The organism is Brasilonema sennae CENA114 (assembly GCF_006968745.1).
Classification (GTDB): domain Bacteria; phylum Cyanobacteriota; class Cyanobacteriia; order Cyanobacteriales; family Nostocaceae; genus Brasilonema; species Brasilonema sennae.
This window is the reverse complement of sequence record NZ_CP030118.1, coordinates 4,337,545-4,358,093: the sequence shown is the minus strand read 5'-3', so window position 1 is coordinate 4,358,093 and position 20,549 is coordinate 4,337,545. Positions and strand designations below refer to the sequence as shown.

The following is a 20,549-nucleotide window of genomic DNA, read 5'->3' as shown; positions in this document are numbered from 1 at the left end:
GTCCCAAGGGGACACGCTGCGCGAACGCTCTTAGCGTGCGCTTTGCGCTTACGCTTCACTCCATTACGCTCGTAATGACATTTTATGTTTAATTAGGTTGACCTACTTAACAAATAATTTTTTATGACGAATTAAGCTGTTTGGAGGTAAAGTTTCTGTGAATATCAAGCAATGGGTAGCCGACCTTACTAAACAAGGTGTGAAGTTGTGGGTTGACGGTGAGCAGTTACGTGTTAATGCTCCCAAGGGAGTATTGACACCAGAAACTCGTGACTTATTAGCTAAAAATAAAGCAGAACTAATTTTATTGCTAAAAGAACAAAATGCAGACACTGCTACAGATTTACCCCTAATTAAAGCCGAACGTCCTCAGAACTTAGCTCTGTCTTTTGCCCAAGAACAACTGTGGTTATTAAACCAGTTAGAACCAGACAACCCCTTCTACAACGAACAAGCAGCTCTAAAACTTCACGGTCACTTGAACATTGTGGCGCTAGAGCAAAGTTTCAACAAAATTATCTCTCGCCACGAAGCTTTACGTACCAACTTCCGCACCTTCAATGAGCAGCCAGTCCAAGTCATTGCTGACAGCTTAACATTAAGTGTGCCAGTAGTAGACCTTACAAAACTACCTGAAAGTGAAAGAGAAATTGCTTGCCAACAATTAGCGACAAAAGAAGCTAATCAACCCTTTGACCTGGCTAATTCGGCGTTAATCCGAGCTTATGTGGTTAAAATCACTGAGATAGAACACGTCTTTATACTCACAATACACCACATTGTTTTTGATGGTTGGTCAATGGGTATAATCATGCGGGAATTGGCAACCATTTACTCAGCGCTCTGCAATAATTTGTCCCCAAAGCTACCGGAACTACCACTTCAGTTTGCCGACTTTGCGACTTGGCAACGGCAATGGTTGCAAAAAGAAGTACTCCAAACGCAGCTGGATTACTGGAAGCAACAACTCAAAAACGCTCCCACCTTATTAGAATTACCCACAGACAGACCAAGACCAGCGATTCAAACTTACCGGGGTGCAACTCAATATACAAAATTTTCCAATGAACTGGGTGAAGCACTTGCCAATTTCAGTAGGCAAGAGAGAGCCACTCTATTCATGACGCTGTTGGCAGCGTATGTTACCTTACTTTATCGCTATACAGGCTCGGATAACATTGTAGTAGGAACGCCCCTTGCTAACCGCGATCGCTTGGAGCTTGAAGGGTTAGTTGGTTTTTTTGTCAATACTTTGGCATTACATACCGATTTATCAGGCAACCCCAGTTTTCAGCAATTGCTCCGTCGAGTGCGGCAGGTGACACTGGAAGCTTACGCTCATCCAGACCTACCCTTTGAGGAGTTAGTCAAAGCATTGCAGCCACAACGAGACCTCAGCCATACGCCACTGTTTCAGGTGATGTTTGTTCTCGAAAATGCACCCACGTCTGAGGTAGAGATGAGTGGGTTAACTGTCAGTTCATTTGCAACAGAAAGGACAACTGCCAAGTTTGATTTAACTTTATTTATTAAAAACACGACCAGTGGGCTGGTAGCTGCGTGGCAATACAACACTGACTTATTTGATGCGTCTACCATTGAACGAATGGCAGATCATTTTGTGACGTTGCTCGAAAGTATTATTGCTAACCCACAGCAGCAAATTTCTCAATTGCCCCTGCTGACACAAGTTGAGCAACAACAGTTGTTAGTAGAGTGGAACAATACTCAGGTAGATTATCCCCGTGAGAAATCTATCCCTCAGTTGTTTGAGGAGCAAGTGCAGCGTACACCAGATGCTGTAGCTGTGGAGTTTGGTAATCAACAACTTACTTACTACCAATTAAACTGCCGCGCTAACCAGTTGGCGCACTACCTTAAGTCCTTGGGTGTAAAAGCTGATGTATTGGTTGGGTTGTGTGTCGAGCGTTCCTTAGAAATGGTCGTGGGACTGTTAGGGATTCTTAAGGCAGGTGGGGCTTATGTGCCACTTGACCCAAACTATCCTACTGAGCGTTTAGCTTTCATGTTAGAAGATGCTCAAGTTTTAGTGTTGCTCACCCAGCAGCCACTCGTTGACAGACTACCCCAGCATCAAGCACAACTGGTTTGTTTAGATACTGACGCTCCACTAGTTTCTCAGTTGAGTCAGGAAAATGTCATCACAGATGTACAAGCGAATAACTTAGGGTATGTCATTTATACCTCTGGTTCTACAGGTAAACCCAAGGGTGTAGCCATGAATCAGCTTGCCCTTTGCAATCTCATCTTGTGGCAACTTCAAAATCATACTATTTCTACTGGAGCAAAAACATTGCAATTTGCTCCTATCAGCTTTGATGTCTCCTTCCAAGAAATGTTTTCTACTTGGTGTTCTGGAGGCACATTGCTGTTGATTACAGAGGAATTGCGCCGTGATGCCTTGGCTTTATTAGGTTTTCTCCAACAAAAAGCTGTTGAAAGATTGTTTCTTCCCTTTGTTGCTTTACAACAACTAGCTGAAGTCGCTGTTGGTAGTGAATTAGTTACTAGTCATCTACGAGAAATCATTACTGCTGGGGAACAGTTGCAGATTACTCCCGCCATTTCTCAATGGTTTAGCAAACTCAGTGAGTGTACTTTGCACAATCATTATGGGCCATCAGAAACCCATGTAGTCACTACTTTTACACTAACTGATTCAGTGGACACTTGGTCGTTACTTCCTCCAATTGGGAAGCCAATTGCCAACACACAAATTCATATTTTAGATAAATATTTACAGCCTGTACCTATTGGTGTGCCAGGAGAGTTGTACATTGGTGGTGTTTGTTTGGCGCGGGGCTACCTCAACCGTCCAGAGTTAACACAAGAAAAATTTATCTCCAATCCGTTTGAGAAGGTAGGAGAGAGTAAATTTTATAAAACAGGGGATTTGGCACGTTATCTGCCAGATGGCAACATCGAATACTTAGGACGGATCGATAATCAGGTTAAGATACGCGGTTTTCGGATTGAATTGGGCGAAATTGAAGCAGCATTAAGCCAACATAGCGATGTAGAAACATGTTGTATCATTGCCCGCGAAGATACCCCAGGTGATAAACGCCTAGTTGCCTACGTGGTAGCACATCAGGACTGTACACCCACTTTCGGGGGTGAACTGCGGCAATTCCTAAAAGCAAAGCTGCCAGAGTACATGGTGCCAAATGCTTTTGTGATGTTGGAGTCCTTGCCACTAACTCCTAGCGGCAAAGTAGATCGCCGTGCATTAAGAGCACCAGATTTACACAGCGAAATTACAGACAAATATATTGCCCCACGTAACCCAATTGAAGAACTCCTAGCACAAACTTGGGCGCAAGTGCTGAAAGTAGAACTAGTGGGGATTTATGATAACTTCTTTGAACTAGGCGGACACTCGCTACTAGCAACGCAACTGGTTTCACGTATCCGCAACATTTTCAAAGTGGAACTACCATTGCGTGAGTTGTTTGCAAGAGCAACAGTAGCTGAATTGGCGCGATCGCTTGATCAATTACAGCAACAAAACTTAGAACTGTCCGCACCGCCCATTCTACCAAGAGCCAAGAATACAGACTTACCACTGTCATTTGCTCAACAGCGTTTGTGGTTTTTAGATCAATTTGAACCGAACAGCCCCTCTTACAACATTCCTTTGGCTTTGCGTCTAGCAGGAACTCTCAATCAAGCAGCCTTAGAGCAAAGTTTACAAGAAATTATTCATCGCCACGAAGCGTTACGTACCAATTTCGTCAGCGTTAATGAACAACCAACGCAAATTATTAGGGAACGCTTAACAGGGAACAGGGAACAGGGAATAGGGAATAGGGAACAGGAAATAGTAAGAACTTCAGAGCCTCTAGCATTTATACCTTGGACAGTTTCAATTATTGACTGGCAACATCTGCCAACAAGTGAACAAGAAAGTGCTTTACAGCAATTAGCTCAACTACAAGCTATTCAACCGTTTGACTTGGCAAGTGAACCATTACTCAGGGCGAGATTAGTAGTGCTGTCAGAGACAGAACACGTCTTGTTAGTGTGTATGCACCACATTGTCTCTGATGGTTGGTCGATGGGTGTGTTTCTCCAAGAACTAGAAACCCTGTACAATGCTTATTCTCAAGGTCAAACTCCATCTTTAGCGCCACTGCCGATTCAATACGCAGATTTTACCATCTGGCAAAGAGAGTGGTTGCAAGGGGATGTACTGCAAACTCAACTAAGTTACTGGCAACAACAACTAAAAGATGCACCAGCCCTGTTAGTGCTGCCCACAGACCGACCTAGACCTGCTGTACAGACTTTTGCTGGCTCACATCAAGAGTTTGCACTGTCGATTGAGTTAACTGAGAGATTGGTAAAACTGAGCCAGGAGCAAGGTTGTACTCTCTTTATGATACTGTTGGCAGCTTATGATACCTTGCTTTACCGCTACACAGGACAGGAAGATATTCTGGTGGGTTCGCCAATTGCAAACCGCGATCGCTTGGAAGTTGAAGGGTTAATTGGCTTTTTTGTCAATACTTTAGTCATGCGTACCAACTTGGCAAGTAATCCGAGCTTTAGTGAATTACTCACTCGTGTTCGAGACATGGCAATGGATGCCTACGCTCATCAGGATTTGCCTTTTGAAATGCTGGTGGAAGCATTGCAGCCAGAACGGGATCTGAGTCATGCACCATTATTCCAAGTGATGTTTACACTTCAGAATGCGCCCATGTCTCAACTAGAGTTGACTGGGTTAAGTGTCAGTTCTTTTCTAATAGAAAGCACAACAGCCAAGTTTGATTTGAGTTTATCAATGCAGAACACTGCTACTTCGACTACGCTCAGTACAAGTACTGGACTAGTGGGTGTGTGGGAGTACAACACTGACTTGTTTGATGAGCGCACTATCGAACGGATGGCAGAGCATTTTGTGAGATTGCTTGAAGCTATTGTTACTAACCCGCAGCAGCAAATCTCACAATTGCCGCTGCTGAGTGAAGTTGAACAACGACAGTTACTTGTTGAGTGGAACAATACTCAAGTTGACTATCGCATTGACAAGTGTATCCATCAGTTATTTGAGGAGCAAGTGCAACGCACCCCGGATGCTGTGGCTGTGGTGTTTGGCAATCAACAACTGACTTATCACCAATTAAATTGTCGCGCTAACCAGTTAGCACATTACTTGCAGTCCTTGGGTGTAAAACCAGATGTGCTAGTCGGGTTGTGTGTAGAGCGTTCTTTAGAAATGATAGTAGGACTACTGGGTATTCTCAAGGCAGGTGGGGCTTATGTGCCACTTGATCCAGACTATCCTCAAGAACGCTTGAGCTTTATGCTTGAAGATGCTCAAGTTCCAGTGCTGCTGACTCAACAGCAACTCCTGGAAAAGTTACCTGAGCATCAAGCGCAAGTTGTATGTTTAGATTCTGACTGGGAATTTATTTCTGAGTCAAGTCAAGATAATGCGAACGCTGGTGTGCAAGCAAGTCACTTGGCTTATGTGATTTACACTTCCGGTTCTACAGGCAGACCCAAGGGGGTTATGATACCACATGGGGCGATCGCCAATCACTGCGGTACTATTCAACAAGCTTACGCACTTGGAAAGAGCGATCGCGTACTCCAGTTTGCCTCAATCAACTTCGATGCCTCATTAGAACAGATATTTCCTACACTCATAGTTGGCGCTACCTTGGTACTCCGAGGTTCGGATGTATGGACTCCGACAAACTTCCAAAAAATCATATCGGATTTTGGACTTACTGTTGTTAATCTGCCAACTGCCTATTGGCAACAATTAGCCCAAGAGTGGGTCAAAACACAAGTGTTAGATACCAACAGCCAACTGAGACTTGTGGTTGTTGGTGGAGATGCAATGTTGCCCGAAGATGTTGCCATTTGGCAACGAAGCCCAATGTCTTGTGTTCGTCTGGTCAACGCTTATGGTCCGACAGAGACAACCATCACCGCAACCTTGTTTGAAATTCTTCCCCAGTTGCGTGAAGAAATCAATCTGAAAAAAATACCTATTGGTCGTCCCTTGCCTAACAGAACTGTATATATTCTAGACAAGTATTTACAGCCTGTTTCCATTGGTGTACCTGGAGAATTGTACATTGGTGGTGCGTGCTTGGCAAAAGGCTACCTTAACCGCCCAGAACTCACCCAAGAAAAATTTATCCCAAATCCTTTTTCTGATGCTAAATCAGAACGCCTTTACAAAACAGGAGACTTGGCACGTTACCTGAGTGATGGCAATATCGAATACCTTGGTCGCATCGATAACCAAGTGAAAATTCGCGGCTTCCGCATTGAACTGGGAGAAATCGAAGCAGTCCTCAACACCCATCCCCAAATCCAACAAGCCGTAGTCATTGTAAGAGAAGATATTCCAGGTAACAAACGCTTAGTTGCTTATGTCGTTTCTAGTGATGAATCACTCACTATCAACCAACTGCGTCAATTCCTCAAACAACACTTACCAGAATACATGGTGCCCAGTAGTTTTGTCATCTTAGACAAACTACCACTAACACCCAGCGGCAAAATAGACCGCAAAGCATTACCAACACCGGATGGGGAAATTAGCCGGGAACATGAATATGTTGCGCCACGTACAGTTATAGAACAAACTTTAACCAATATCTGGCAACAACTGTTACTTAAAGAAAAAGTCAGCATCCACGACAACTTCTTTGAAATTGGTGGCGACTCAATTCTGAGTATTCAAGTCGTTTCTCGTGCCAAAAACTCAGGAATACAAATCACTCCCAAACAAATATTCCAAAATCAAACCATTGCCGAACTTGCTCAGGTTGCTAATACAACAGTGAGTGTTGAGTGTAAACAAGGAATAGTGACTGGAGTTGCATCCTTAACACCGATTCAACACAGATTCTTCGCACAAAATAAGCAAGAGGCGCACCATTATAACCAATCAGTTTTATTGCAAGTTCCAAATCATCTGCAAAGTGAATTAATTGCAATAGCCGTGAAAAAATTATTAGAGCATCACGATGCTTTGCGTTTAAGATTTACATCCGTTGCAGATGAATATAAACAAATCAATCAAGGGTTAGATGATAACGTACCATTTACCGTAGTTGACTTATCATCAACGCCTAAACAGGAACAACCACAAGCCCTAGAAACAATCGCCACAAAATATCAAGCAAGTTTAAACTTGTCAACAGGGCTGATAATGCAAGTAGTGATGTTTAACTTGGGTGATGAAAGTGATGCCAGGTTACTAATTATTATTCATCATTTAGCAGTAGATGGTGTAAGTTGGCGAATTTTATTATCAGATCTACAAAAAATATATCAACAATTAATTACTCACAAACCGACTAAACTAAGTCCGAAAACAACAGCATTCATTGATTGGGCAGAGAAGTTAAACGATTATGCACAATCAGATCTTGTAAAACTTGAGTTAGACTATTGGCTGAACCAACCTTGGTCTAAGATAACGCCACTACCATCAGATTCTGCTGACATCAAATCAGAAAATACAGTCAGTAATACTGGTCGTGTGTCAGTGAAATTAAGTCAACAAGAAACTCAAACTCTTCTGCTATCAGTAAACGAAGCTTACAACACACAAATTAACGATATACTGCTAAGCGCATTAGTCATTTCAATAGCACAGTGGACTAGAAATTCAACGGTACTAATTGACTTAGAGGGACATGGCAGAGAAGAACTATTTTCAGATGTAGACTTATCACGGACTGTAGGTTGGTTGACCAGTTTGTTTCCCGTATTATTGCAACTACCTGCAATCAACCAACTAGGAGAAATCATCAAATCAATCAAAGAACAATTACGAGAAATTCCTAATCGTGGCATTGGCTACGGTATATTGCGTTACTTGTGTAAAAATACGACTGTTAAGGAACAAATACAGACAATTCCTGCTTCCGAAATTAGTTTCAACTACCTGGGACAATTTGATCAAATACAATCAGAAACAGGTTGGAAATTTGCAACTGAATCTGCAGGAGATATTCACAGCTTAAAGCAAAATCGTGACCATCTCTTAGACATTAATGCTCTAGTAGTAGCAGGTGAATTACAAATTGATTGGACTTACAATAGTCATGTTCATACTCGTGTCACAGTAGAGAAATTGGCACAGAGCTATCTTCAAGCGATCGCGTCAATAATAGAACATTGTCAGTTAGTAGAAAATAGAGAATATACTCCGAGTGATTTTCCAGAAGCACAGTTGAATCAATTACAACTGGATGAATTATTAACTCAGTTCCAAACTAAAAATCTTGAATCAATTTATCCGCTTTCTCCTTCACAACAGGGAATGCTCTTTGAAACTCTAGCTGCTTCTGAGTCAGGGATACATCTTGAGCAGTGCATTTTAAACTTGCAAATTGAAGAATTTGACACCTTAGCTTTTGAAAGAGCTTGGCAGCGAGTCGTTGATCGCCACTCGGTTCTCAGAACAGCCTTTATTTGGGAAAATCAAAATGAGCCACTACAAGTTGTACTGAAGGAAGTGGAGATTTCACTTGAACTACAAGATTGGCGTGGACTTTCTCTGTCCCAGCAGCAAGAAAAATTAGAAACCTATCTTAGTGTAGATCGACTGCGTGGTTTCGAGATGACTGAACCACCGCTAATGCGTTTGGCGCTTTTCCAAGTAGACTCGAATGCTTATGAATTCATCTGGACTTCTCATCACATTCTTACAGATGGCTGGTGCGTGCCTCTCATCTTAAAAGAGGTTTTCGCATTCTACGAGGCATTCAGCAAAGGTCAAGATTTATTACTAGAACCCAGTCATCCCTACAGAAATTATATCGCTTGGCTAAAACAGCAAAATTTGTCGCAAGCTGAAGCATTTTGGCGGAACAAACTTCAAGGTTTTAAAAGCCCAACACCATTAGGAATAGAAGCTGAACCTATTAATTTTTCTGCTGAGGAAAAACGCTACGGTGAACAAACAGCCAGCTTACCAGCTTCGGCAACAGCAGCTTTACAGTCTTTGGTGCGGCAACATCACTTGAGCTTAGGTATTTTAGTTCAAGGCGTTTGGGCTTTGCTGTTGAGTCGCTATAGCAGTCTCGAAGATGTGGTATTCGGCGCGACTTTCTCTGGTCGTCCTCCAGAATTGGTAGGGGCTGAATCGATGTTAGGTTTATTCATTAATACCCTACCAATGCGACTTAAGGTTTCTTCCCAAGCATCACTTTGGTCTTGGCTTAAAGATATCCAAGATCAAAACTTTACGCAACGCGATTATGAATACTGCTCTCAAGGACAAATTCACGAATGGAGTGAAGTACCTGGCTCATTACCCCTTTACGAGAGTCTTCTGGTTTTCCAAAACTATCCAGTCGATTCATCAGCAAAACAGTCTGCAAACCATGACAGAAATCAACCTCAGTCTCGTGCTATTGGCGCACAAACGAAATATGCTCTCACCATTCTAGTTAGCCCAACTTCACAGCTAGAGTTTCGCATTATTTATCAGCGATCGCGTTATGATAATCCAGCTATAACCTTTATTTTGGAACATTTTCAAGCTTTATTGAACAGCATTGTTGACCTTCCAGAGCAGAATCTTGAAACACTAATAGAAAGGATTTCAGCAGAGCAAATTCCGCAAGTTAGACTGCCTGAGAAACTTGTTCAAAAAGAACCGCGAAATGGCTTTAACGAACCTAAAAATCTCTGTGAATTTCAACTGCTACAAATTTGGGAAAACATTCTAGGCATTCATCCTGTCAGCATACAAGATAACTTCTTTGAACTTGGGGGTCATTCCCTTCTGGCTGTGCGTCTGATGTCCCAGATTCAAAAACACTTCCAGATAAATTTACCTTTATCTATTTTGTTCCAATATCCCACCATTGAACAACTAGCACATTTTCTGGATTCTTCAACAGATTCTTTACCTTGGTCTGCCCTAGTTCCTATCAAAACTAATGGTAATCAACCACCTCTATTCTGTGTTCACCCTGGTGGAGGAAATGTTCTTTGCTATCACCATCTTGCCTATTATTTAAATTCAGACCGCCCATTCTATGGACTACAATCTGTCGGTTTAAATCCTGAAAATCCACCTCATACTAGCATTGAACAAATGGCGAGTCACTATATCCAAGAGTTACAAACTGTTCAACCTCATGGTCCTTATTTTCTCTCTGGCTGGTCTTTTGGTGGTTTAGTAGCTTTTGAGATGGCTCAACAACTTTCTCATCAAGGTGAAAAGATAGCTTTGTTGGCTCTACTAGATACTACTCCTCCTTCTCTCAGTTATAAAGGAGAAGTAGACTATGCTTTTCTATTAGTAGAGTTATTTAAAGATAAACTAGACCTCTGTTTAGAAGAACTGCGGCAATATGAACCAGAGAAGCAAATCTTTTATGTTATAGAACAAGCTAAACATAAAAATATATTCTTAGAAGGTGTTGACTTTGATCAAGCTCCTCATCTTCTAAAAATTTTACAGATCAACGCTCAAGCCTTACAAAATTACAAGCCTCAATTTTATTCAGGATCAATTGTTCTATTGAAAGCTAGTGAGACTGATGAAGACTTTGAATATCACTGGAGTGAACTAGTGAAAGATATAGAAACTGTTGTAGTTCCTGGTAATCATCTAAACATGGTGTCACCACCTCAGGTTCAAACCTTAGCTCAAAAACTCGAAAATTTTATTGAACAAGCAAGAAATAAATCAATAGACATTTCGTGAAAAAAATCCAAGAAAGCATTCAATCACTCTCAGATATTTTGGGTGAAATTGAAAATGGTTCAGTTTATTTGAAATTAAATTGTGAGGAACTGCAGTATGGCTACTTCTAATCAGATGAAATCCAAGGTGTGGGAAAACAAGCAAGAGTATTCCTTAAATACAGAATCTTTAAGAATGCTCTTAGAAAACCGAATTCCTTTAATTCGGCTAAAAGAATTTGCTACACCACAAGAGTGTGAGAGTTTAGTAGCTCAAGCTGAATTGTTCAACTTTGACTGCTATCAAGATGTGAATCCCAAGATTGAGCGGATTGGCATCACAGTATTTGAATATAATCGCATTAGTAAAACAGCTTATTTTCAAGCAGTAGAACGCACAACTAAATTAAGAGACTGCATTATGGCAGCGTCTTTCAATCCATTAGAACGCTTAATGGTAAAAATTCGACAGTGTACAAGCGCGACTGTGCGAATTGCTTCAGAACCCTTCTATGGTAGTTATTATGCAGGACTGATCAGAAAAATAGAGCAGGGTACTCAACTTCATATTGATTATGCCCCGTTAGAACAATCTGAATGGGAAGTTGGTACAGTTATTTCTCAGCTTTCCTGGAATTTGTACTTAAAATTTTCTCCTAATAGTCATGGCAAAACACGCGTTTGTGATCGCCAGTGGCAACCAGGAGATGACCAATATAAACTCGATTCCTACGGCTATAGTGATACAGTAATTGCAGATGCAGATACGATCGCTTTCCAACCTTATGTAGGAGATGTATTCATTTTCAATACACGCAATTTTCACACTGTTGAGCCGATGGATGGACAACGTGTGACTTTCACTTCCGCGATTGGATTACTACCTAACGGTGAAATTATTTTGTGGTCTTGAAGCTGGTAAATAAAAAGTAGGAAGCAATTTGGTAAACATAGTGAGGAAGTGATTCATGCCTTTAGCAGCTGTGATGACTGCGCCTAACCACCCAGTTGAAGTGCAACAATTACCAGACCCGATTATAGAAAAGGGTGGAATCATTATTGAAACCTTATATAGTGAAGTTTGTGGAACTGATGTACATTTACTACGTGGGCATCTACAGGGAGTACCATATCCAATCATCCCTGGACACTTCTGTGTTGGTCGTGTGGTAGAAACAGGTGGACTCCTTTGTGATGTCAATGGTAAGTTAATTCAGCCAGGAGACTTCGTCACCTTTCTGGATGTCCACGAAACCTGTTACAACTGCTGGTATTGTCTAGTAGCCAAAGCATCCACTCGCTGTCCACAACGCAAAGTTTATGGTGTCACCTACTCAGCCAAAGAGGGGTTATTGGGTGGTTGGTCTCAACTGATTTACCTTAAACCAGGGGTTAAAGTTCTAACTTTACCCGAAGAAGTCTCACCAAAGCAATTCATTGCTGGGGGATGTGCTTTACCAACTGCACTACACGCTATTGATCGAGCGCAGATTCAAATTGGCGATGTTGTTGTGGTGCAGGGTTGCGGACCTGTGGGTTTAAGTGTGGCAATTTTAGCTTTGCTTTCAGGTGCGGGCAGAGTGATTGTCATTGATAAATTTGAGAGCCGATTAGTAGTTGCCAAATCCTTCGGTGTAGACGAAACTCTTGTAATTAAGGGTGATGAGCCACAACAACATATTGAGCGGGTTTTGGAATTGACGCACGGACACGGTGCTGATGTCACTATTGAAGCCACAGGTATTCCCATTGCTGTCAAAGAGGGCTTGAATATGACCAGAAATGGAGGTCGCTATGTTATTGTCGGGCATTACACTAATACGGGTGAGATTCTCATCAATCCACACTTGGAAATTAATCTCAAACATATTGATATTCGCGGAACTTGGGGAATTGATTTCAGCCATTTTTACAGAATGATTGAATTACTAAAACGCCATAGTGATTCCAGTAAAAATTTTGTTTGGGAAAGCATAATTACTCGTTCATATACATTAGAAGAAGTTAATCAAGCACTGACGGATGTAGAGCAAGGCTCTGTATTAAAAGCTGTGATTCAGCCTAATATTTAAACGTTTATATCATCAATCAACATGAGGAGTATCTATGAATATCACTGTAGAAACTAAATTTAATCAAACTTCAATCAGTCACATTGAACGTATTCATAAACCTTCGCTAGAGAACTTTAAACACACAGTTCTCTCTTATAAATATCCTGTAATTTTTACGGGTATAGTAGCTGAATGGAAAGCATTTTCTTTATGGTCATTGGATTATTTGAATAGCGTTTTAGGTGAAAAAAAAATTAATGCTCGCGTTTCTGATCATCAAATATTTACCTATGATTCAGAGGCGGGAATATACCCTAGCAAAAAAATGAAGTTTACTGACTTCACGGATTGGATTGTGAATAAAAAAAAAGATAACCAATACTATTACATTCAGCAGTATCCAATTCATACTACCTTCCCTGAACTATTTCCAGATATTACAATTCCAGATTTGATTGATAAAAACTTATCCATCGATACTGCTCGTTGGTTGGGTATTACAGAGAAGGAAATTTCAGATTATATTGATAAATACTTATCTCTGAGTACTATTTTCTGGATGAGTACCAATGGCAATATCACGCACTTACATCACGATCCAGTAGAAAGTGTGTTATGTCAAGTGCGTGGTCGAAAGCGAATTTTACTGTTTGAGCCAAAACAAAGTTCGTTTCTATATCCTTTTCCTAAAAATTCAAAAGTACCATTTATGAGTCAATTAAATATTGACCAACCTGATATTGATAAATTTCCTCAATTCAGAAATGCAAAATATATAGAGTGTATCCTAGAACCAGGTGAAATACTATTTTTTCCGTCTTTTTGGTGGCATCAAGTCTACTCTCTTGATGAGCTAAATATTTCTGTTAGTTTCGTTTGGAATACAAAATTGAAAAAGTTTTTTAGACGAAAGATTTTTAAAGAAAACAAATAAATTCAAAAAACTTAGTTTTCATCGATGAGAAAGGTATCAGAAACTACTATTGGCTTGAATAACAGGGAGAAGATATGCTCACAGATTTAAAAATTGCCTTTATCGGGGGTGGCACGATGGGCGAAATGATAATTAATAGATTGTTATCAACAAAAACTGTTGAAAAATCTGAGCGAATAATTGTCAGCGATCCACTGTCTGCACAATGCCTTCATTTGGAAAAAGAATATGGAGTACGTACTACCAACTGCAACATAGAAGCGGTACAAGGCGCATCTATTGTGATATTGGCGGTGAAACCGCAGGTTTTGGCAGAGGTTATGGCTATGCTGAAGGGTAAAATTCCACCTGATGCTTTAGTAATTAGTATTGTGGGTGGAGTGAGTATTTTATCTCTGTGCCAAGGGTTGAATCATGCTGCTGTTGTTCGGACAATGCCGAATATTGCAGTACAAGTTGGCCATGGGACTACGGTGTGGAGTCTATCATCAACTGTGACGGAGATACAGCGATCGCATACTCAAGTCATTCTACAAGCATTAGGCAAAGAATTTGCGACTCAAAATGAACATTACCTTGATATGGCAACGGCGCTGAGTAGTGCGGGGACTGGATTTGTGTTTCTGTACATCGAAGCGATGATTGATGCTGGGGTGAGGATGGGTTTAACTCGGACACAAGCCCAAGAACTAACATTGCATACGATTGCTGGTAGTGTAGAACTTATGTTTCACACGAGTGAACATCCAGCAGTCTTACGAAACAAGGTAACTAGTCCTGGGGGAGTGACTGCTGCTGGTCTTTATGAGTTAGAAAAAGGTGGTATGCGAACTGTCATTTCTAATGCGGTGCTTGCTGCTTTGAGCCGCACTCAAGAATTAGGTAATATGAGTTGAAAAAGTATGCTCGACTAGCAAAGATAAATTTGAGTTGCAAGTGCTGAGTGGAGGTTTCTCATTCCCTACTTGTTACTGATTATTCAGCAGAAAAAAGTAATAAGATTGATAAAAGATTTTAGTTGAATTCCAAAATATGCCAACCCAAGTTGTTCAAGCCCAATCCTCAACAAATGCTTTTACAGATTTTATTCGATTCTGGAAAGATGTAGCAGCCATTGCCCTCCCTTATTGGTATCCAACCAAGCCAGGGGAAAGAGCTTTTTCAGACGTAATTCGTGCTTGGGGAATGCTTCTTCTTCTAATATTGCTAATAATCGCCCTTGTAAGTGCAAATACTTTTAATAGTTTTATTCATCGCTACCTTATCGATGTCATCATTCAAGAGAAAGATTATTCTAAATTTACTTATACTATATCATTTTATGCTGTAGGACTTGTCTTGATAACGCTTTTAGTAGGATTTTCTAAATGGATTAGAAAACAAATTGCCGTTGATTGGTACAAATGGCTTAATAATAAAATTTTAAATCAATATTTTAACAACCGTGCTTATTATAAAGTTAATTTTAAAGCCGATATTGATAACCCAGATCAACGTTTATCCCAAGAAATTGAACCAATTACCAGTAATGCTCTCAGTTTTTCAACTACTTTCCTAGAAAAAATACTGGAAATGACGACTTTTTTAATAATTGTCTGGTCAATTTCCCAACAAGTAGCTGTTGCTCTGCTTGCCTATACAATTATAGGTAACTTAATTGCTATTTACTTAAATCAAGAATTGATTAAAATTAATCAGGCGGAACTCGAATCTAAAGCCGATTATAGTTATTCTCTGACTCATGTTCGCAATCACGCTGAGTCAATAGCTTTTTTTCAAGGAGAAAAACAGGAACTGAATATAATAGAACGCCGATTTAGTAATTTCATAAAAAATACTAAAAACAAGATTAATTGGGAGAGAAGTCAGGACATTTTTAACAGAGGATATCGGGCTGCTATCGAATTTTTCACACTCTTAGTACTTGGACCTTTATTTATTAGAGGTGAAATTGATTTCGGACAAATTGGACAAGCTACTACAGCTTGCTATTTTTTTGCTGGCGCTTTGGAAGAATTAATACGTGAATTTGGCACTTCTGGAAGATTTTCTAGTTACGTTGAGCGTTTATCTGAGTTCTCAGAGGCGCTAGAAGCAGTGACGAAACAACCAGAGAATGTGAGTATTATTAAAACAATAGAAAATAATCATTTTGCTTTTGAGAATGTCACATTACAAACGCCTAACTATGAGCAGGTCATTGTCGAAGATTTATCACTCGCTGTTCAACCTGGAGAAGGTTTATTAATAGTGGGACCTAGTGGTCGAGGTAAAAGTTCTCTGTTAAGAGCGATCGCTGGTTTGTGGAACGCAGGAACTGGTCGTCTGGTAAGACCATCGTTAGAAGAAGTTTTATTTTTGCCCCAACGTCCTTATATAATCTTAGGAACTCTGCGCGAACAGTTACTTTATCCTAATACAAATCGTCAAATGAGCGATGCAGAACTCAAAGAAGTTTTGCAACAAGTCAATCTGCAAAACTTACTTAGTCGAGTCGATGGCTTTGATACAGAAGTTCCTTGGGAGAACATATTATCCTTGGGAGAACAACAACGTCTAGCATTCGCACGACTAATAGTTACTCATCCTAGTTTCACGATATTAGATGAAGCAACAAGTGCTTTGGATTTGAAGAATGAAGGACACTTGTATCAACAGTTACAAGAGACCAAAACAACTTTTATCAGTGTTGGACATCGAGAAAGTTTATTTAATTATCATCAATGGGTTCTAGAACTTTCACAAGATTCTAGTTGGCAACTTGTGACCGTGCAGGATTATCGAACTCAAAAAGCACAAGAAATTGTCACTAATTCCCCTGAAAAAGCTCAAATCACAATAGATGATTCTCCCAAGAATGAATCCCAAATCCAGCAAGAAATAGCAGCAGAAATAGGGACAATTGAAGGGCTTTCTCATAAAGAAATCCAGATATTAACAAACTATTCACTTAGCACCGTTAGAAGCAAGGCAAGCAAAGGTCAATCCATCACTACTAAGGACGGCTTAACTTACTACTATAATAAAGACCCAAAGGTCTTGAAATGGGTGAGAGTTTAGTACCATACTTAGCAGCAACTTCACCAGTGGCATGTTTCCTTAACCCGCTTTTGTCAATAATTAGGGGTGTAAGGGGAGCCAGTGCACAGGCTAAGTTTCCCGCAAAGCGAACCTTCGGTTCGCTTTGCGACTTGTTGCAAGAGCGTCTGGGCAGGAGTTAGCACAAGCGCGTTGTAGGGGGAGTAATTGGTAGGAGTTCAAAATCTTATCTAGCGCAATATTTTCAATAGTGATACCAAATCCGGGTCAATGACCCCCTTTTCCATTAGTCCGCGTAGGCGGTGAGTAAGCGCGCTCTTGGTAGGGTTTCCAACGCACGTTTTCGGGGGAAGCTTCCCCCGAAAAGCTGCCGCCCCGTTGTAGCAACTGGCGTGCGACTTCCAGTCGCCAGGATCAAAAGGGGGTTACAAAAGCGGATTTAGTATGAATGATTAGTCAAGCAATTAGACAATCTCCTCGCTTAACGAGCACCCGCTACATACCAGGCTTGATATGATTTGTCGTTTTGTTAAGAAAGGTTAAAATCTCAGGCAAGAGAGTTACAAAAATTCACAGTGTATTTTGAGAAGAGTTTGCAAGAAGTCTGATACGATAGACCCAAAGATAATTGAGATTATTCTTCATTAAGACAGATGCGTATTCCAGTTGTTTTGACAATTTTTCAGGAGAGAAAGTCATGACTAACATGGCTGTTCAAACTCCTATGTTGATTCCTTGGTGGTCAGCGAATACCTGGTTCACCAACCTCTCAGGCCGACTTTTAGCTGCGGATATTGCTCATGCAGGCAAGATTTGTCTTATGGGCAGGAGCGATAACCTTGTTTGAACTGGTTCCCTTCAATACTGCACAACCAATGTACGACCAGAGCTTGATTCTCTTTTTGCCGCACCTGGTAAGCCTAAGTTAAGGAGCCACTGCCCTTCGGGTATGCCTCCGGCACGGGCTTTGCCGAACGCAGTCGCCTAGGTCGGGAGAGCCGTCATTCGCGCTGTCTCACCGTGCGCGGGTTAAGCGCGTTGAGGAGCCACTGCGTTGCGGAGAGCAGCGCCTTGCGGAGCCAGTCCTGCAGGAGGGTTTCCCTCCGTAGGGATCTGGCGTTGGGGTTCCCCCAAAGTCTGCCGGGGGAAGCAACCCAAGCGGCGAGCTTTGACCGTTGTGGCGACTGCGGAGGGTTCCCAAGGCACGTTTTCGGGGGAAGTTTCCCCCGAAAAGCTGCCGCCCCGTTGTAGCAAGTGGCGTGCATGTGGCGTGAGCCAGTTAGGTGGTGAGCCAGTCGTGCCCGAGAGCGGGAAACCCTTTCCTCAACTCAAAAGCCAACTGGCAATCAACAAAAAAGGTTGATGATTATTAGCAACAACTTATCAAGATAAAAGCAATGCAAACATACGGTAATCGAAACGTCAAATATGATTGGTGGGCTGGTAACGCTCGCTTCGTTAATCTCTCTGGCTTATTTATCGGCGCACATGTGGCGCAAGCTGCACTAACAACTCTCTGGGCGGGTGCATTTACTTGGTTTGAACTCTCTCGATACAACCCTGCGGTACCGATGGGTGAGCAAGGGCTGATTTTGCTGCCCCACTTAGCGACTTTAGGCTTTGGTGTGGGAGAAGGCGGTCAGGTAGTGAATACTTACCCCTATTTCGTGATTGGGGTTTTGCACCTTATCTCATCTGCTGTTTTGGGTGCAGGTGCGCTCTTCCATACCTTCAAAGGTCCTCGGAACTTGAAAGACGCCTCTGGTCGCGCTCGTAAATTTCACTTTGAATGGGATGATCCCAAAAAACTCAGCTTTATCTTAGGACATCACTTGATTTTCTTGGGAGTAGGGGCTTTACTACTCGCGGGGAAAGCAATGTTCTGGGGAGGACTCTACGACTCCACAATTCATGATGTCCGACTCGTGAGTGAGCCTACCCTCAACCCATTTGTTATCTACGGCTATCAAACCCACTTTGCCAGCGTTAACAACTTAGAAGATTTAGTTGGCGGTCATATATATGTGGGTTTTCTGCTCATTGGTGGAGGTATTTGGCACATCCTTACACAGCCTGCTGCTTGGGCGAAAAAGCTTTTAATCTTCTCTGGTGAAGCCATTCTTTCCTACTCTTTGGGTGGTATTGCCTTAGCAGGATTTGTTGCAGCTTACTTTTGTGCGGTGAACACCTTAGCCTATCCCGTGGAATTTTACGGTCCTGTTTTAGAACTCAAATTCGGCGTAACGCCCTATTTTGCCGATAGCGTCAAGTTGGCGAATGGCGCGTACACGTCTCGTGCTTGGTTGGCAAACGCCCACTTCTTCTTAGCTTTCTTCTTCTTGCAAGGACATCTGTGGCACGCACTGCGAGCCATTGGCGTTGACTTCAAACAAGTTGAAAAAGCATTAAATGCTGTTGGTAGTGATACTGCTAGCAGCGAATCGTAAAACTTTATAGATTGTAAGATTTTGGTAGTACTGGTGGGCATTGCCCATGCCCACCTTACTTCACTTCAACAGGTAATTTTTGGGTCAGACACCAGTCATTTAGATTCCCAAAATCTCAGAATGTTCACAAAGGAATTTAATTGTGGCAATTTCTACTGATAAAACCTTTGCAGCATACACAGATTCCCCCTGGTTAATTGGTAATGCTCGTTTAATTGACTTATCTGGTCTGCTTTTGGGCGCTCACGTGGCTCACGCAGGCTTGATTATGTTTTGGGTAGGATCAACGACCATATTAGAAGTGGTACGGTTTATCCCAGGCATACCAATGTATGAGCAGGGACTCACTTTGTTACCCCACTTGGCAACTTTAGGGTGGGGAGTAGGTGCTGGGGGTGAAGTTGTCGATACTTATCCTTACTTTGTCATTGGAATGTTGCATTTAGTCGCATCTGCTGTTTTGGGCGCAGGGGGACTTTTTCATGTGTTTCGCGCCCCAGCTATCTTGAAGGATGCTGGAGGACGGGCAGCAAAATTTCATTATGAATGGAACGATCTCAAGAAATTGGGTTTCATCTTAGGTCATCATCTGATTTTTCTAGGTTTTGGTGCATTGCTACTGGTGCTCAAAGCAATGTTTTTTGGTGGAATTTATGACACCAACATTGGAAATGTCCACCTGATTACCAATCCTACTCTTGACCCAAAGACAATCTTCGGCTACTTAGTTGGCATAAAAGATAGCACCAGGACACTTTTAGGAATGGCAAGTGTTGACAACTTAGAAGATGTTATCGGTGGTCACATTTGGATAAGTTTAATTTTAATTGCGGGTGGTGCCTGGCACATTCTTGTGGCACCTTTTGGTTGGGTTCGGCGAATTTTCCCAATTGCAAATGGTGAAGAAATTCTTTCCTACAGTTTACTAGGTTTGGCTTTGATGGGTTTTATTTCTGCCGTGTTTGTTGGGTATAACACGACAGTTTTTCCGCCAGAGTTTTACGGTAAAGACCGTCTTGGTTCAGCAGATATCCAGTTCTTTTTGGGTGTATTGGCGTTTTCAGGTTTTGTTTGGCATTATTGGCGATCGCGTCAGCAACTAGGGGTGTAGGGGGGTAAGGGTATAGGGGTGTAAGGGATACAATCAGTGGGGGCACCGGATCCTTTCGGTTCCGAGGTAGGGGTGCACCACAAAGAAAACCCTTCCTTCTCCACGCCACATGCCTCAAGTCGCAAAGCTCGCCGGACGGAAGATTCCGCCCGGCAACGCCAGACGCCTCAACGGGGGGAACCCCCGCACGGCGCTGGCTCGACTTTGCGGGAAACCCGCCCACGGTGAGACAGCGCGAATGACGGCTCTCCCGACCTAGGCGACTGCGT

Annotated in this window: 9 protein-coding genes and 1 pseudogene; 9 read left to right on the top strand and 1 reads right to left on the bottom strand. The window is 41.9% G+C overall.

Translation table 11 applies throughout. From position 1 onward, the window contains the following. The first annotated feature begins 157 nt into the window (after window positions 1-157). The 7 genes and pseudogenes from DP114_RS18505 to DP114_RS35105 form a co-directional block, all read left to right on the top strand. The gene (locus tag DP114_RS18505; RefSeq protein WP_171976792.1) at window positions 158-10,717 is read left to right on the top strand and encodes a non-ribosomal peptide synthetase; all 10,560 of its coding nucleotides are present in this window, start codon (window positions 158-160) and stop codon (window positions 10,715-10,717) included. Between the two features lie 96 nt (window positions 10,718-10,813). Beyond that, window positions 10,814-11,608 (top strand): 2OG-Fe(II)-dependent halogenase WelO5 family protein, encoded by a 795-nt coding sequence (locus DP114_RS18500; RefSeq protein WP_171976791.1) that lies wholly within the window; start codon window positions 10,814-10,816, stop codon window positions 11,606-11,608. Between the two features lie 55 nt (window positions 11,609-11,663). Beyond that, window positions 11,664-12,767, top strand: a complete 1,104-nt coding sequence (locus DP114_RS18495; RefSeq protein WP_171976790.1) for a zinc-binding dehydrogenase — start codon at window positions 11,664-11,666, stop codon at window positions 12,765-12,767. A 34-nt stretch (window positions 12,768-12,801) separates the two neighbouring features. Next, complete coding sequence (locus tag DP114_RS18490; protein ID WP_171976789.1) at window positions 12,802-13,683, top strand: cupin-like domain-containing protein; 882 nt, start codon at window positions 12,802-12,804, stop codon at window positions 13,681-13,683. Window positions 13,684-13,757: 74 nt separating this feature from the next. Further along, window positions 13,758-14,579 carry a pyrroline-5-carboxylate reductase gene (gene proC / locus DP114_RS18485; protein ID WP_171976788.1) on the top strand — a complete coding sequence of 274 codons (822 nt, stop codon included), beginning with the start codon at window positions 13,758-13,760 and terminating at the stop codon, window positions 14,577-14,579. A 136-nt stretch (window positions 14,580-14,715) separates the two neighbouring features. Further along, window positions 14,716-16,743: an ABC transporter ATP-binding protein/permease gene (locus DP114_RS18480; protein WP_171976787.1), complete on the top strand. Its 2,028-nt coding sequence runs from the start codon at window positions 14,716-14,718 to the stop codon at window positions 16,741-16,743. A gap of 685 nt (window positions 16,744-17,428) precedes the next feature. Next, window positions 17,429-17,645 (top strand): annotated as a pseudogene (locus DP114_RS35105) (chlorophyll a/b binding light-harvesting protein); the annotation flags it as partial. Between the two features lie 106 nt (window positions 17,646-17,751). Here the strand turns inward: DP114_RS35105 and DP114_RS18470 are convergent. After that, complete coding sequence (locus tag DP114_RS18470; RefSeq protein WP_171976786.1) at window positions 17,752-17,928, bottom strand: hypothetical protein; 177 nt, start codon at window positions 17,926-17,928, stop codon at window positions 17,752-17,754. Between the two features lie 191 nt (window positions 17,929-18,119). On the opposite strand from DP114_RS18470, the gene DP114_RS18465 reads away from it, so the two are divergent. Both DP114_RS18465 and DP114_RS18460 read left to right on the top strand, forming a co-directional pair. Further along, window positions 18,120-19,169, top strand: coding sequence for a chlorophyll a/b binding light-harvesting protein (locus DP114_RS18465; RefSeq protein WP_169267358.1), 1,050 nt, complete (start codon window positions 18,120-18,122; stop codon window positions 19,167-19,169). A 142-nt stretch (window positions 19,170-19,311) separates the two neighbouring features. Continuing rightward, the gene (locus DP114_RS18460) at window positions 19,312-20,280 is read left to right on the top strand and encodes a chlorophyll a/b binding light-harvesting protein (protein ID WP_171976785.1); all 969 of its coding nucleotides are present in this window, start codon (window positions 19,312-19,314) and stop codon (window positions 20,278-20,280) included. Window positions 20,281-20,549 lie beyond the last annotated feature (269 nt).